The sequence below is a fragment of the Mesorhizobium sp. NZP2234 genome, from assembly GCF_013170765.1.
Lineage (GTDB): Bacteria > Pseudomonadota > Alphaproteobacteria > Rhizobiales > Rhizobiaceae > Mesorhizobium > Mesorhizobium loti_D.
Genome location: NZ_CP033364.1, coordinates 3,299,272 through 3,313,259 on the forward strand (window position 1 = coordinate 3,299,272; position 13,988 = coordinate 3,313,259).

Here is a 13,988-nt window from a genome sequence, read left to right on the forward strand (position 1 = left end):
TCAATCCACAGCAACTGCTTTTGCGCGACGATGTTTCTTGCGTTTGGCCAGCAAAACATCGCAATTCTGACATGGAGACAGCTTCAGTCTGTCGCCCACTTTCTTCAGCCGGGGATTCTCATGCGCATTGGTGTTGTTTTCGGATTGGCCATGCTGGCGGTATCGCTGGCCGGCGCGGCACATGCCGACGTCAAGATGAGCGGCACTTTCGTCGCCGACGCTGCCTGTCCGGCAACGCAAGCCATCAAAAACGGCAAGAATCCCGGCAATGTCTCGACCGATGCCGGACAGAGCTACCAGCTGCTGGCCGGCAACAAGGACGCGCCGACACATTACCTGATCCTGGTGCCGGGTGCCGATCCGGAGCGCCGCTGGGTGAAGGTCAGTTGCGGCCATCTGTCGGGCAGCAGTGCCGCGACGGTGCCGGCTGCACCTGGCGGACAAGGCAAGCCCGCCGCCTCGGGCAAGCCCGAATATGTCTTCGCGCTGAGCTGGCAGCCGGCTTTTTGCGAGACCAAGTCGAACAAGACCGAATGCAAGGCGCAGAACCCGAACGAGTTCGATGCCACCAATTTCACCCTGCACGGCCTGTGGCCGCAGCCGAACGGCAATTTCTATTGCCAGGTGGCGGCCAACGACAAGGCCAACGACAATCCGGCTCACTGGAAGGACCTGCCGCCGGTCAATCTGGACGCTGGCACCCGCAAGGAGCTCGACCAGGTGATGCCGGGGACGGCCTCCCAGCTGGAACGGCATGAGTGGATCAAGCACGGCACCTGCTACGGCAAGAGCCAGCAGGAGTATTTTGCGGATGCGCTCAGCCTGATGCGGCAGGTCAACAGCTCGCCGGTGCGCGATCTCTTCGTCAAGAATATTGGCGGCAAGCTGACGGCGGACCAGATCCGCGGCGCCTTCGACACCGCGTTCGGCGCGGGAGCAGGCGACCGCGTGCGGGTGTCCTGCGTCATCGATCCCACGAGCGGCCGGCGGCTGATCGGCGAACTGACGCTTGGCCTTGCCGGCCCGATCGGCCCGAACGCTTCGCTCAAGAACCTGCTGCTGGCCTCGGTGCCGACCAACAAGGCCGGTTGCCCGACCGGCACCGTCGACGCGATCGGGTTCCAGTAAGCGCCGCCCGAACGGCCGTCGCCTGCCCGTGACCGGCGCTAGATTTGCCCCGACTTGGTCCAAGCGACCGCCATATCGGCCTCGGGGCCGCCTGGCTCGCCGACGACGCGATCACGCCCGGTCGACTTCGCCTTGTAGAGGCGCTGGTCGGCGAGCGCCAACAGATCGGCAAGGCAGCGGGTCGTTTCGCCGACGGTTGAAACCCCGGCGCTGACGGTCAGCTCGAAGCGGCTGGTGACGGCCGATGCCTTGACCGCGTAGCGGATGCTTTCGCCAAACAGCCTGGCGACCGAATGCGGGCGCGAACTCAGGACGGCGAATTCCTCGCCGCCGATCCTGAACACCTGGTCTTCGGCGCTGGCCACCTCGCGAAGCAGGGTCGCAACCGTCTTCAGCACCTTGTCGCCCTCGGCATGGCCGAAACGGTCGTTGATCGACTTGAAATGGTCGACATCGATGATCAGCAGGCTGAGCGGCCTCGCCGTGCGCAGGCTGATCTCGACCGCGGCTTCCCCGTCAGCATCGAAGCGGCCGCGATGCAGCAGGCCGGTCAGGCCGTCGCGGCCGACATGCTCGACCAGTGCTTCGTAGCGCTCGCGGTATGTCAGCGTCTGGAAAATATCGGTCAGCCCACGCGGCAGCGGAATGTCGCGCTCCTCGAACCATCTGAGGTAAGCCACGAGCATGCCGCTGAAGGCCAGGGCCGCGGCCATCTTGGCGAACCAGCCGCCGAGGAAGACATCGATCGGCGCGCCGGCAACGAAATGCAGCGCGGTGAAGAAACCCGCCTGGTCGAAGGTCAGCACGCAGGCGACGCAAATCAGGATGCGTGCGAACTGCGCCTCGCGCAGATACCGGCCAAGCTTTTCATAGATCAGGATGATGAGGATGGCGTCGATGAACAGCAGCGTCGTGCCCCACACCATCAGCCAGCCCATCTCGTCGATGAAGCCGATGTCGGGCAGCCGGCCATCGGGCAGCGGCGCTATGGCGTGCAGGCGCAAGAGCAGCACCAGCCCGATCATCAGCGCATTGCCGAGCAGCAGGCCGTAGATCGGCTGGCGTACGGTGGCGGCGTCCTCCTTCATGTAGAGCAGGAGGAGCATCACCAGCTTGCCCGAAAACAGCACCGCCGAGCCCGGCGAAACCATGCCGAATGGCAAGGCGACATAAAAGACGCTGGCGAGATAGGTTTCCAGGAAGTGCATGACGCCGAGCGCGCAGACGAAAACGCCCAGACCAATGCGCTTCCTGAAGCGAAAAAGCGTCACCATGACGCTGAAGTAGACGATCGCTTCGGCAAGGAGCAGGAAACTGTTCAGCAATGCCGTCGATCCGCTCTCTTTCCAGGAATCGCGGCCAGCCGGCGATTCCACCCCGATCCTCTTTTGACGCGGAAGGGTTAACCGGAGCTTTCAGCGGCTCGTTGCCGATGGAAAACTTCAGGAGGCGGCGCGCACTTAGTTCGTGTGGTCGGCTTGATCTGGCAAAAGCGATTGCCGTTCGCCGCCGCATCGCCTACATAGCGGCCAACCTCCATTCAAATCGACAATTCAGTCAGTTTCAGGGAAAGCGCGCGTGGCACGCCAGTTCATCTATCACATGTCCGGCCTGTCGAAGGCCTATGGCACCAAGAAGGTGCTCGATAACGTTCATCTGTCCTTCTACCCGGACGCCAAGATCGGCATTCTCGGGCCGAACGGCTCGGGCAAGTCGACGATCCTGCGCATCATGGCCGGGCTCGACAAGGAGTTCCAGGGCGAGGCATGGCTGGCCGAAGGTGCCACCGTCGGCTACCTGGCGCAGGAGCCGCATCTCGACAACTCCAAGACCGTGCGTGAAAACGTCATGGACGGCGTCGGCAGGAAGACCGCCATCATCGAGCGCTACAACGAGCTGATGATGAACTATTCCGACGAGACGGCGGACGAGTCCGCCAAGCTCCAGGACGAGATGGACCGGCTCAACCTTTGGGATCTCGACCAGCAGGTCGAGATGGCGATGGACGCGCTGCAATGTCCGCCGCCTGACTCCGAAGTCACCAACCTGTCGGGCGGCGAGCGCCGCCGCGTGGCGCTCTGCCGGCTGCTGCTCGAACAGCCCGACCTGCTGCTGCTCGACGAACCGACCAACCATCTCGACGCCGAGACCACGGCGTGGCTCGAAAAGCACCTGCGCGACTATCCGGGCTCGGTGCTGATCATCACCCACGACCGCTACTTCCTCGACAATGTCACCGGCTGGATCCTCGAACTCGACCGCGGCCGCGGCATTCCCTACGAGGGCAACTACACCAGATATCTCGACGCCAAGGCCAAGCGCCTGATCCAGGAAGGCCGCGAGGACGACGCCCGCCAGAAGTCCATCTGGCGCGAGCGCGAATGGATCCAGTCGAGCCCGAAGGCCCGCCAGACTAAGTCGAAGGCGCGTATCAAGGCCTATGAGGAATTGGTCGAGCAATCGCAGAACCGCAAGCCGACCGATACACAGATCGTCATTCCCTCGAGCGAGCGCCTCGGCAATGTGGTCATCGAGGTCGAAGGCCTCAACAAGGGCTTTGACGACGAGCTTCTGATCGAGAACCTGTCGTTCCGGCTGCCGCCAGGCGGCATCGTCGGCGTCATCGGCCCGAACGGCGCCGGCAAGACGACGCTGTTCAAGATGTTTACCGGCCAGGAAAAGCCGGATGCAGGCACCGTGCGCATCGGCGAGACGGTCAAGCTGGGCTATGTCGACCAGAGCCGCGATGCACTGGATGGGAATAAGACCGTGTGGGAAGAAATCTCCGGCGGCGCCGAAATCATCAAGCTCGGCAAGCACGAGATCAACAGCCGCGCCTATTGCTCGTCCTTCAACTTCCGTGGCGGCGACCAGCAGCAGAAGGTCGGCAACCTCTCCGGCGGCCAGCGCAACCGCGTGCATCTGGCCAAGATGTTGAAGAATGGCGGCAATGTCCTGCTGCTCGACGAACCGACCAACGACCTCGACACCGAAACGCTGGGAGCGCTGGAAGACGCGCTCGAAGCCTATGCCGGCTGCGCCGTCATCATCAGCCACGATCGCATGTTCCTCGACCGCATGGCGACCCACATGCTGGCCTTCGAAGGCGATGCGCATGTCGAATGGTTCGAAGGCAATTTCGAGGAATATGAGAAGGACAAGCTGCGGCGCCTGGGCGCCGAAGCGGCGGCCCCGCACCGCATGACGCACAAGCGGCTGACGCGGTAGGGGACCATAGGGGCGGCGAATTCTCAAACCACATGAGGAGTTCAAATGGCTGACTGGTCCGCCGCCCAATATCTGAAATTCGAGGATGAGCGCACGCGGCCCGCGCGCGACCTGGCGGCACAGGTGCCGGTCGATTTCCCGCGCCGGGTCGTCGACATCGGCTGCGGACCGGGCAATTCCACCGAGCTCCTGGTCGAGCGCTGGCCGGATGCGCAGGTGAGCGGTTTCGACACCTCTCCCGACATGATCGAGAAGGCGAGGGCGCGCCTGCCCAATGTCAGCTTCGACCTCGCCGATGCTTCGACATGGCGGCCGGCCGAGCCGGTCAATGTCATCTTTGCCAATGCGGTGTTCCAGTGGCTGCCCGAGCACCCTTCGGTGTTTCAGCGGCTGATGGGCTTCCTCGCGCCCGGCGGTGCGCTGGCGATCCAGATGCCCGACAATATGGCCGAGGATTCGCATCGGCTGATGCGTGAGACCGCCGCCGAAATGCCGTTTGCGGCAAGGATAAAGGGCGCGGCGCGCGCGCCGCTGCCGCCGGTGTCGTTCTACTACGACCTGTTGTCGCCGCTCAGCGACCGGCTCGATATCTGGCACACCATCTACAATCATCCGCTGGCCGATGCCGAAGCGATCGTCGAGTGGGTCAAGGCGACCGGGCTGAAGCCGTTCCTCGATCCGCTGGAGGCGGAAGAGCGCAAGCTGTTCCTCGACAGCTACACGGCCAAGATCGCCAAGGCCTATCCCAGGACGGCAAACGGCAAGGTTTTGCTACGCTTCCCGCGAATTTTCATAGTCGCCAAAAGGGCCGGCTAGGAAAGAATTATCCACTTTTCTTGGGCCCTGACGCGGCCGCTTGACCCGGTTTGACCGCCATGCCAACTCATCGCGCGGGCGACGATGGCCCGCATTGCAGGGGGGAGTGATGACTTTGAAAAGATTGCTTTGCGGCGGTGGCGTATGCGCGGCGGCACTTCTGGCGTTTTCGGTTTCGGCCGAAGCCAAGCGGGCGCGCTGCTTCACCACGGATGACGGGTATTTTCCCTGCAGCTACCGCATGATCGACGATGCGGGCAGCTTCCGCATCTCGGCGCCGGGCTATCCGACCTATGTGCTGGAGATCGACGGGCCGGGTTTTGCCTATGGCTACGTCAATCTCGGCCGCCGCAACGTGCCGTTGCCGGGACAGTATGTGCGCAGCCGCGACGACGGCGCCTGCTGGAACAACCCGCAGACGAACACCAAGCTGTGCGCCTGGTGAAAGCGGGTCAGGCCGGCCTGAAACCTTGCTTTAAGCCGGCGTAAACCGGCCGGATGAGAAAAGTGTTGCGCCGAAGCGTTTCGGCGCCCACATGAAGCCGCAACGCCTGCGGATGGGACGGACTGAAACATGCATCGCGTCATCATCAGCGGCATCGGCGCTGAAATTCCTGAAGCTGTCATCACCAATGAAGAGCTGGTCGAGAGCTTCAACAGCTGGGTCGACACCGAGAACGCACGCCGCCAGGTCACCGGTGAGGCGCTGCTGCAGAAATCCGACAGCGACTTCATCGTTCATGCCTCGGGTGTGAAATCCCGTCATGTGATCGAGCGCGAAGGCATACTCGATCCAACCCGCATGGCGCCGCGCATTCCGGCGCGGCCCGACGATGCGCTGTCGCTGGAAGCGGAATTCGGCATCGCCTCGGCCAGGAAGGCGCTCGACCACGCCGGGCTTGAGCCGTCGCAGATCGACCTGATCATCTGCTCGGCTTCCCACCACCAGCGGCCCTATCCGGCGATCGCCATCGAAATGCAGGAAGCGCTGGGGACAAGGGGCGCGGGCTTCGACATGGGGCTTGGCTGTTCCTCCGCCGCCGCGGCCCTGCACATGGCCGTCAATCTGGTGCGCTCGGGCGCGCACAAGCGCATCCTGGTGACCACGCCGGAAATCATCACCGGCCATCTCAATTTCCGCGACCGGCAGACGCATTTCATCTTCGGCGACGCCTCGGTTTCGCTGGTGGTGGAGGGACTTGCCAAGGGCGACAAACGGCCGGGACGCTTCGAGGTGTTGGACACACGCATCTGGACGCAGATGTCGAACAACATCCGCACCAATCTCGGCTATCACACGCGCACCGCCCAGGACGATCCCTACATGATCAACCTGGAAGGCAATTTGATCAAGCAGGTCGGCAACAAGGTGTTCAAGGAAGTCACCGTCGCCGGCCAGAAGTTCATCGTCGAATTCCTGGCCGAGCACGGGCTGACCCCTCAGGCGGTCCGGCGCTTCTGGCTGCATCAGGCCAATGCGCGCATGAATGCCATGATCCTGAAGCTCTCCTTTGGCCACGACGTCGATCATGACCGTGCGCCGATGGTGCTGGAGCGGCTGGGCAACACCGCGGGCGCCGGGGCCATCGTGGCGCTGTCGGAGAACCATGCCGACATGAAGCCCGGCGATTTCGGCTTGATCTGCGCCTTCGGCGCGGGGTATTCGATAGGCGGCGCGCTCATCCGAATGCTCTAAGCAACGTCGCGGTGATGCCGGCCTGAAAGACCATTCGGACTTTCGTCCTCAGCGGGCCGCTTCGCGCCGTCTTCCACTCCGTTTCAACCTGACCTGACCCTCGCACAGCCTGTGTCGGGGGTATCTCAACTTGGAGCAACGCGATCCCGTTTCAGAAAGGAGAGTTCCAATGGCCGATGCACGATGCAGCTGCGGTGCCCTCACGCTCACGCTGACAGGCCCACCAAAGCTGGTTGTCGCCTGCCACTGTCTCGATTGCCAGCGCCGAACCGGCGCGCCCTTCGGCGTCGGCGCCTTTTATCCGGCTGATGCTGTCGCCATCTCTGGAACCGCGAAGGAATTCACCCGCGATGCGGCAAGCGGCGGCAAGGTCCGCAACTGCTTTTGTCCGAACTGCGGATCGACCGTCTGCTGGAGGGCCGACAGGCTGCCGTCAATGATCGGCGTCGCCGTCGGCGCGCTTTCGGATCCGAAATATCCTTCGCCAGCGCGGTCGATCTTCGAGCAGTCGAAACATGATTGGGTTCAAATCGGCGGCGCCGTCGACCATTTTCGGGAAAGCAGCGCGGCTAGAGCGTGTTTCACTTACATTGAAGCATATCCAGCGTTGACGAGATAGTTGGCGCATTCAGCGGGTTGAAAGCTTTCGAGGAGTGTTCCGATACGTCGCCATGTGGCCTCGACGGTCCGTTCTGAAGCCTTTCGCATGAGGTGCTTGAGCTTGGCGAAGACCTGCTCGATCGGGTTTAGGTCTGGACTGTAGGGTGGCAGGTAGAAAAGCTTGGCTCCGGCCGCGCGAATGGCACGACGAATGGCTTGCCCCTTGTGACTTCCAAGATTGTCCATGACGACGATGTCACCGGGCGAGAGCGTCGGCACGAGGAACTGCTCAACCCAGGCCGCAAAGCTTGCACCGTTGATGGGACCATCAATGACGCAGGGCGCGTCGATGCGCTCGCAGCGCAGCGCGGCCAGGAAGGTCAGCGTGCGCCATTTGCCATGCGGAGCCTTGGCGACCAATCGGTGCCCACGAGGCCCCCAGCCTCGTAGCGGCGCCATGTTGGTTTTTGCCCAGGTTTCGTCGATGAACACCAGGCGCCGTGGATCAAGCCTGCCTTGATACTTCCTCCATTGTGCCCGGCGCCGCGCAATCGCCGGCCTGTCCTGCTCGCTGGCGAACAGCGTTTTTTTTGAAGCTGAACCCGGCCTCCTTCAGCACCCGCCACACCGACACCGGGGCTGCCACGATGCCGCGCTCGGCAAGCTCCGCCGACAGCGCTCGCACGCTCACATGCGACTGTGAGGCTACCCGCTCCAGCAGCCACACGCGATGTGGCTCCAAATCCCGGCCGGATTGACGCCCCATGCGCAACGCCGATGCGCTTCCGCTCAATCGTTGGCGTTGCGACCACTTCACAACACTCGCCACGCTCACCCCGAACAATGCAGCCGTTTCCCGGCATGTCCGGCCAGCCGCAACCGCTGCCGCAACGCGCTCACGAAGATCGTTTGAATAGGGTCTTGGCATCCGATGCTGGCCTCCGCCCAGCCAGCATCTTGAATCACAAAATCACCTCGGCGTGAATCCCAACCGATTCAAATCAACAGCAACACGCTCTAGAAGATCGGACTAAGCGGCGCTCCAACGTGTCAGGCCGGTGTGAAGGGCACCAGCATCGGCACTCGCCGTGCGTAATCGTCATAGGCGGGGCCAAGTTCGCCGCGCAGGAAGCGTTCCTCGAGCCTTGCCTTCATGACGACGCCGATGATGAGCAGGGCCGCGCCGGCAACACCCCAGACCGTCCCCTTTGCCGCCATGGTGGCGAGCACCGCCAACAGCAGCCCCGTATAAATCGGATGCCGGACCAGGCCATAGGGGCCCGTGTCGACGATGCGATGGTCTGCCTTGGCAGTGACCGAGGCCGACCACAACCTGCCCAGATGAATGCGCGCCCACCACGAGAAGATCAGCCCGACGGCGATCAGGGCAATGCAAGCCCAGGCCTCTGCGAGGGTTGGGGTCCACAATCTCAACCTGCCTTCGTAGCCGTGCGCCGGAACGAACAGCAGGACGGTGCCGGCCAGCCAGAAGACACGATAGCGGGCCTCGGCCCTAATAGTGGCGCGTTTTTGAACTGGATCAGCCCACGCTGCGGCCGCAATCCACGTGAGCACCCAAATCAGCCAGAGCAGCGTGATTGCCGTCACCGGTCGCATGCCGAACCTCCGGTCCTTGTTTCATGCAGGTCGTTCTCCCAAAGCCGGGATCCATTTTTGAGCGACATGCATCCGAGCACCATGAAAGCGATCCGACGCGGCGGCAATGCGGCGCCAATTCCATTTCCGGTAAGAAGGTCGTGATCCTTGTCCTCACTCGCTGGAACAGCTGAACATCCATTGCACGCCATAGGCGTCGACCAGCATGCCGAAACTGCTTCCCCAATATTGCCGCGCCACGGGCACGGTGATGCGGCCGCCAGCGGCCATGCGTTGGAAAAGCTCCCGCATGGCGGCCAGATCGTCGAATTCCAGCATCATGGCGGAGCCTTTCATCGGCTCCGCATCGTCATTGTCGGAGGCATGAAACAGCACACCGGGACCTTCGAAGCGGGCATGCAGGATCTTTCCACGCATGGCTTCGGTGCGAACCGGCATTCCGTTGTCGCCCCAGCGCAACAGGATGGTTGCCCGGCCGAGCCCGCACTCTTCGTAGAAGGCCAGTGCCGGCTCGCAGTTGGTGGTGAAGAACAGCGAAGGGGAGAGCCGCATCCTGTCGTTCCCCATCGGTTCAGTGCGCCGCGGCGGTGACGGCGGCGACAAGCGCATCGCTCGTATATTGCCTGTCGCCGATGCCCCAGCCGCCGTCGGGCGCGTTGACGATGTTGATCCAGGTATTTTCGGGCTTGTGCTCCGGGACGCAGAGATCGGCGACAATCCCGGCGGCAGTGGTGATGAAGGCCTTGCGGGCTTCAACCGAGCCAAGGCCGATATTGGGTAATTTCAACTCCACCATGACGACAGGCCGGTTGGCACCGCCGGCATAGATGTGGCGGGACGGCAGGACATGGACCGTGCCGCCGACGATCGACGTGAGGAAGGAATTGCCCGTAGCGCCGGAGGCATCGATCAGGGCGTCGCTGAGGCGCGGCAGGATTTCGCGCTCTCCGGCCTCTGTCAGTACACCTTCCGGCGCGGTCACGGTGATTGGCATCTGGGCTCTCCTTGTCCTCGGGTTGCACGGCCTTGCTTGACGGATCGCCTTCCGGCTTGCCATGTTTCGTATCAATTGTTACGTTATGCGAGACAGGCGAGTCAACGGGTTTCGTATCGATCGCTATGGATAAATTGGAAAGGGCAAGGGGTGGTCGTCCCCGTGCGTTCGACCCCGACCGGGCACTGGATGCGGCGATGCACCTGTTCTGGGAGCATGGCTATGAGGCGACGTCGCTTGCCATGCTGCGTGAGGCGATGGGGCTGACGCCGCCGCAGATTTACAATGCTTTCACCGACAAGGAGACCTTGTTCCGCAAGGCGCTGACACGCTACCACGAGACCGAGATAGGGTTTGCGCTGGAGGCGCTGAGTGCGCCGGTACCGACGCGCGAGGCGATCCGGCGGTTGCTCATGGGGGCGGCGGAGGCCTATTCCAGGCCCGGCAAGCCGGGCGGATGCCTGTTCGTCAGCGGCGCGCTGGCGGCCTCGCCGCAGGCGCAAGGCATCGCGGATGAACTCAAGGCCTATCGCAAGGCGAGCGAGGCGGCGATCGCGCAGCGGCTGGCCAGGGGCAGGGCAGCGGGTGAACTGCCGCAAGAGCTCTCCGTCGAGAGTCTCGCCAAATACATTGCCGGCGTCATGAATGGCATGTCGATCCAGGCGCGCGACGGCGCATCGGCCGAAGAGTTGCGCCTTTTGGCCCAAACCGCTCTTGCGGCTCTGCCGGCTGAAGAGCAAAAACGGGAGGCATGATTCAAGGACGGAACGCCATGCTGGATCTCTTCCCCGAGGCCGAAAAGCCGGTCGAAATCATCCCGGCAAAGAAGCTTTCCGCCCGCGCGGCCGCGCTTTATGCCGCGCCGCCGGGTCATTTCCAGACACGCCCGGTGAAGGAATTGCGGCTGGGCTTCGACGGCATATGGGGCGATTTCCATGCCGGCGCGACGCGGCGTTCGGGAGGACGCGAACCCTGGTATCCGCGCGGCACCGAAATGCGCAACGAGCGGCAAGTGTCGATCGTGGCCGGGGATGAACTGGCCATTGTCGCCGAGCGGATGGGGCTGGCCGAGATCAGGCCGGAATGGATCGGCGCCAATCTGGTGATCGAAGGCGTGCCACATCTGTCGATGCTGCCGGCTGGCACGCTGCTGTTCTTCAAGGATGGTGTCACCCTCAAGGTCGACGCCCAGAACGGACCATGCCGCATCGCCGGGCGGTCAATTGCTCAAAATTCCGGGATGGCCGACATCGAAGCTGGCGCATTGTTGTTCCCGAAAGCGGCGAAGCGGCTGCGGGGCGTGGTCGCCTGGGTCGAGAAGCCGGGAACGATCAAGGCCGGCGAAGAGATTTCCGCGCGGGTGCCGGAGCAGTGGATCTATCGGGCCTGAGAGCAAGGGCTACGCCGCCCTTGGGCGGCGTAGCAAAAGTGCCGGGCCTCAGCCCTTGCGGTTCTTGTTGGCGCCTTGCGCCATGACGGACACGTGGTCCCACCTGTCCCAGGTGGCGAGGCGGTTGGCGTATTCCTGGCGGATCATCGGCAGGCCGCCATCGCCGAAGAACACGCGCAGCGGCGGCTCGGCGGCGTCGACGATGGCCAGCATCGCCGGGCCGGTCGCCTCGGGATCGCCGGCGACCGAGTTGGCGCGGCGCTCGGCCATCTTGGCACGGGCAGGCGCATAGGCCTCGATGGGCTTGGAGACCTTGGCGGAGGCGCCGGACCAGTCGGTGGAAAAGCCACCCGGCTCGACCAGCGTGACATGAATGCCGAACTCCGCGACCTCGATGCTGAGTGACTGGCTGAAGGCTTCCAGCGCCCATTTCGAGGCGTGGTAGAGGCCGAGCGAGGCAAAGGCATTGACGCCGCCGATCGACGAGATCTGGATGATGTGGCCGGACCTCTGCGACCGCATGATCGGCAGGGCTGCCTGCGTGACCCAGAGCGCGCCGAACACATTGGTTTCGATCTGGTCGCGGGCTTCCTGTTCGCTGACTTCCTCGATGGCGCCGAAATGGCCATAGCCGGCATTGTTGATGACCACGTCGAGCCGGCCGAAGCGCTTGTGCGCCTCGGCGATGGCGGCGTCGACAGCTTTCTTGTCGGTGACGTCCAGCTTTATCGCAGCAATGTTGTCGCCATATTTCTCGACCAGATCGGCGAGCGTGCCGGCGTCACGGGCGGTCGCGGCAACGCGGTCGCCACGCGCCAATGCGGCCTCGGCCCAGACGCGGCCAAAACCCTTCGACGATCCGGTGATGAACCAAACCTTTGATGTCATGATGTGGGATCCTTGCCCCTGAGGGCGCGATTTTGCGAAAACGGAGGCTTCTCCGCTTTCGCGCATATACAGTCCGTCCCTTGATTTTCCAGAGGAGAGGGGAAATCTTTTTTGAACAGGACGGCCCGGTATTAGGGATATTTCACGGGGCTCGACCACGCCGGGTGATCGTGCTTTCGCCAATAGAGCGCCATCAGCCGGCTGGTGACGGCCCCGACCTTGCCATCGGCGATGGCCGCGCCGTCGATCCGCGTCACCGGCATGATGCCGCCGGCGGTCGAGGTGATGAAGACCTCGTCGGCCGCCTTTAGCGCGGCGACGCTGATATCGGCAGCCTCGGCGGTGAGCCCTTCCTCGCCACAGAGATCGAAAACGGTGCGGCGGGTGATGCCGGGCAGCACGCCGATGGCCGGCGTCGACAGTCTCCCATCCTTGACGCAGAAGACGTTGAAGCCCGGGCCCTCGGCGACATTGCCGTTGAAGTCGAGAATGAGCGCTGTCTCGGCGTCGCGGTCATAGGCATCGTAGAGGCCGCGCACCAGGTCGAGCCAGTGATAGTTCTTGATCGCGGGATCGATCGAAGCCGGCGGGATACGCACCTTGTCGCTGATGGCGACGTGCAGGCCGCGCCGCAACTGCTCGGCATTGGCGACCGAGCCGAACTGGACCGCGAAAGCCATGAAGCGATTGATCGCCTGGCGCGGATCGCGGCTGAAGGTCGGCGAGGCGCCGCGGGTGCACAGCATCTCGACATAGGCGGCGCGATGGCCCGACAGCGCGACGCAATTGTGCAGGATCTCGGCCACGCCTTCGCGATCGAAGGGGATCGTCATGCGCAGCTTTTCGAGCCCGCCGAAGAAGCGGTCGAGATGCAGGTCAAGCCGGAAGAAGCGGCCGTCCCAGACATGCACCGTATCGTAGGTGGCATCCGAGTGCAGAAATCCCCAATCCAGCACCGACACCTTGGCCTGCGACATCGGCAGGTACTGACCATCGAGGAAGGCGATGCCATCGGGATAGGAATGCGGGTCGACATGGCGATCGCCAACCAGCGGCAGTCGCGCCGGGTCCTCTGTTGCCTTCGTCCGGGTCATCGCGGCCTCCTCTCGCACAAGGCGGATCTGCAGGCTATCGGCGCCGGACAGAAGCGATAGAGCCAGCCATCAGGCGCTGTTCGTCCTCCATGATCTGGCCGATACACCGGATTGGAGTTGCCCTATGATCCGGCAGCTTGGAATGGGAGGGGATATGGTCAGGCTTGGGACCGTCATCGCAACCATGATGATTTTCGCCGTGGCGGGCGAAGCCAGTGCGCAATGCGTAAAACAAGGCGACGAACTCTGCCCTGGCCGGTGATGCCGGCGCCGACTGGTCGATCGCCATGACGATCAGGGACGATGGCGCATCGATCGATTATCCGTCACTCGGCTGCGGCGGGTCGCTGTCGCAGACGTCGCGGGATGAGACATCCGCTGAGTTCCATGAAAGCATCACTTACGGCCAGGACAAATGCATCGATGGCGGCGACATCACCGTCCGGGTTTTCAAGGGGAACCTGTCCTGGACCTGGGTGGGCCAGGCTGACGGCCAGCCCTACAACGCGGTTGCCGTGCTGAAGCGAAAATAAACAG

General features: G+C 63.1%; 16 protein-coding genes. 9 read left to right on the forward strand and 7 right to left on the reverse strand.

Annotated features, from left to right (window positions below; genetic code table 11):
• Nucleotides 1-120: 120 nt before the first annotated feature.
• The gene (locus EB230_RS16215) at nucleotides 121-1,128 is read left to right on the forward strand and encodes a ribonuclease (RefSeq protein WP_172373209.1); all 1,008 of its coding nucleotides are present in this window, start codon (nucleotides 121-123) and stop codon (nucleotides 1,126-1,128) included.
• Between the two features lie 38 nt (nucleotides 1,129-1,166).
• Here EB230_RS16215 and EB230_RS16220 read toward each other — a convergent pair whose 3' ends face one another.
• Complete coding sequence (locus EB230_RS16220; protein ID WP_172375092.1) at nucleotides 1,167-2,453, reverse strand: GGDEF domain-containing protein; 1,287 nt, start codon at nucleotides 2,451-2,453, stop codon at nucleotides 1,167-1,169.
• Nucleotides 2,454-2,706: 253 nt separating this feature from the next.
• Here EB230_RS16220 and ettA point away from each other — a divergent pair, with 253 nt between their 5' ends.
• The 5 genes from ettA (at nucleotide 2,707) to EB230_RS16245 (ending at nucleotide 7,487) form a co-directional block, all read left to right on the forward strand.
• Nucleotides 2,707-4,356 carry an energy-dependent translational throttle protein EttA gene (gene ettA / locus EB230_RS16225; RefSeq protein WP_056571985.1) on the forward strand — a complete coding sequence of 550 codons (1,650 nt, stop codon included), beginning with the start codon at nucleotides 2,707-2,709 and terminating at the stop codon, nucleotides 4,354-4,356.
• Nucleotides 4,357-4,401: 45 nt separating this feature from the next.
• The gene (gene tam / locus EB230_RS16230) at nucleotides 4,402-5,172 is read left to right on the forward strand and encodes a trans-aconitate 2-methyltransferase (RefSeq protein ID WP_056571987.1); all 771 of its coding nucleotides are present in this window, start codon (nucleotides 4,402-4,404) and stop codon (nucleotides 5,170-5,172) included.
• Between the two features lie 109 nt (nucleotides 5,173-5,281).
• Entirely contained in the window at nucleotides 5,282-5,617 is a 336-nt protein-coding gene (locus tag EB230_RS16235; RefSeq protein WP_056571989.1) for a hypothetical protein, read from the forward strand.
• Nucleotides 5,618-5,746: 129 nt separating this feature from the next.
• On the forward strand, nucleotides 5,747-6,868 hold the full coding sequence (locus tag EB230_RS16240; protein ID WP_056571991.1) for a beta-ketoacyl-ACP synthase III: 1,122 nt from the start codon (nucleotides 5,747-5,749) through the stop codon (nucleotides 6,866-6,868).
• 169 nt (nucleotides 6,869-7,037) lie between these two features.
• Complete coding sequence (locus EB230_RS16245; protein ID WP_056571993.1) at nucleotides 7,038-7,487, forward strand: GFA family protein; 450 nt, start codon at nucleotides 7,038-7,040, stop codon at nucleotides 7,485-7,487.
• Here EB230_RS16245 and EB230_RS16250 read toward each other — a convergent pair.
• The 4 genes from EB230_RS16250 to EB230_RS16265 form a co-directional block, all read right to left on the reverse strand.
• Nucleotides 7,454-8,396 (reverse strand): IS630 family transposase gene (locus EB230_RS16250; protein WP_156394344.1). Its coding sequence is split into 2 segments (ribosomal slippage): nucleotides 7,454-8,059 and nucleotides 8,061-8,396, totalling 942 coding nucleotides; the frame shifts between segments, so codons are not numbered across the junction. The two genes, EB230_RS16245 and EB230_RS16250, sit on opposite strands and share 34 nt — an antisense overlap.
• Nucleotides 8,397-8,518: 122 nt before the next feature.
• Entirely contained in the window at nucleotides 8,519-9,085 is a 567-nt protein-coding gene (locus tag EB230_RS16255) for an isoprenylcysteine carboxylmethyltransferase family protein (protein WP_056573369.1), read from the reverse strand.
• A gap of 153 nt (nucleotides 9,086-9,238) precedes the next feature.
• A complete protein-coding gene (locus EB230_RS16260) occupies nucleotides 9,239-9,637 on the reverse strand; it encodes a glyoxalase/bleomycin resistance/extradiol dioxygenase family protein (RefSeq protein WP_056573540.1) in 399 nt (132 codons plus the stop codon).
• Nucleotides 9,638-9,656: 19 nt separating this feature from the next.
• On the reverse strand, nucleotides 9,657-10,079 hold the full coding sequence (locus EB230_RS16265; protein WP_056573365.1) for a hypothetical protein: 423 nt from the start codon (nucleotides 10,077-10,079) through the stop codon (nucleotides 9,657-9,659).
• A gap of 197 nt (nucleotides 10,080-10,276) precedes the next feature.
• Here EB230_RS16265 and EB230_RS16270 point away from each other — a divergent pair, with 197 nt between their 5' ends.
• A complete protein-coding gene (locus EB230_RS16270) occupies nucleotides 10,277-10,834 on the forward strand; it encodes a TetR/AcrR family transcriptional regulator (protein WP_244494106.1) in 558 nt (185 codons plus the stop codon).
• 17 nt (nucleotides 10,835-10,851) lie between these two features.
• Nucleotides 10,852-11,469: an MOSC domain-containing protein gene (locus EB230_RS16275; protein WP_056573358.1), complete on the forward strand. Its 618-nt coding sequence runs from the start codon at nucleotides 10,852-10,854 to the stop codon at nucleotides 11,467-11,469.
• A gap of 48 nt (nucleotides 11,470-11,517) precedes the next feature.
• Here the strand turns inward: EB230_RS16275 and EB230_RS16280 are convergent, their stop codons facing one another.
• A complete protein-coding gene (locus EB230_RS16280; protein WP_056573356.1) occupies nucleotides 11,518-12,357 on the reverse strand; it encodes an SDR family oxidoreductase in 840 nt (279 codons plus the stop codon).
• Nucleotides 12,358-12,488: 131 nt separating this feature from the next.
• Nucleotides 12,489-13,451, reverse strand: a complete 963-nt coding sequence (locus EB230_RS16285) for a D-amino acid aminotransferase (RefSeq protein WP_172373211.1) — start codon at nucleotides 13,449-13,451, stop codon at nucleotides 12,489-12,491.
• A 287-nt stretch (nucleotides 13,452-13,738) separates the two neighbouring features.
• Here EB230_RS16285 and EB230_RS32640 point away from each other — a divergent pair, with 287 nt between their 5' ends.
• Nucleotides 13,739-13,984, forward strand: a complete 246-nt coding sequence (locus EB230_RS32640) for a hypothetical protein (protein WP_244494105.1) — start codon at nucleotides 13,739-13,741, stop codon at nucleotides 13,982-13,984.
• The last annotated feature ends 4 nt before the right edge of the window (nucleotides 13,985-13,988 follow it).

Bases quoted from the DNA above. Each gene is read 5' to 3' on its own strand.
- EB230_RS16215 (WP_172373209.1), top strand. From the start codon at position 121: ATGCGCATTGGTGTTGTTTTCGGATTGGCCATGCTGGCGGTATCGCTG.
- tam (WP_056571987.1), top strand. From the start codon at position 4,402: ATGGCTGACTGGTCCGCCGCCCAATATCTGAAATTCGAGGATGAGCGC.
- EB230_RS16235 (WP_056571989.1), top strand. From the start codon at position 5,282: ATGACTTTGAAAAGATTGCTTTGCGGCGGTGGCGTATGCGCGGCGGCA.
- EB230_RS16240 (WP_056571991.1), top strand. From the start codon at position 5,747: ATGCATCGCGTCATCATCAGCGGCATCGGCGCTGAAATTCCTGAAGCT.
- EB230_RS16245 (WP_056571993.1), top strand. From the start codon at position 7,038: ATGGCCGATGCACGATGCAGCTGCGGTGCCCTCACGCTCACGCTGACA.
- EB230_RS16255 (WP_056573369.1), bottom strand. From the start codon at position 9,085: ATGCGACCGGTGACGGCAATCACGCTGCTCTGGCTGATTTGGGTGCTC.
- EB230_RS16260 (WP_056573540.1), bottom strand. From the start codon at position 9,637: ATGCGGCTCTCCCCTTCGCTGTTCTTCACCACCAACTGCGAGCCGGCA.
- EB230_RS16265 (WP_056573365.1), bottom strand. From the start codon at position 10,079: ATGCCAATCACCGTGACCGCGCCGGAAGGTGTACTGACAGAGGCCGGA.
- EB230_RS16270 (WP_244494106.1), top strand. From the start codon at position 10,277: ATGCACCTGTTCTGGGAGCATGGCTATGAGGCGACGTCGCTTGCCATG.
- EB230_RS16275 (WP_056573358.1), top strand. From the start codon at position 10,852: ATGCTGGATCTCTTCCCCGAGGCCGAAAAGCCGGTCGAAATCATCCCG.
- EB230_RS16280 (WP_056573356.1), bottom strand. From the start codon at position 12,357: ATGACATCAAAGGTTTGGTTCATCACCGGATCGTCGAAGGGTTTTGGC.
- EB230_RS16285 (WP_172373211.1), bottom strand. From the start codon at position 13,451: ATGACCCGGACGAAGGCAACAGAGGACCCGGCGCGACTGCCGCTGGTT.
- EB230_RS32640 (WP_244494105.1), top strand. From the start codon at position 13,739: ATGACGATCAGGGACGATGGCGCATCGATCGATTATCCGTCACTCGGC.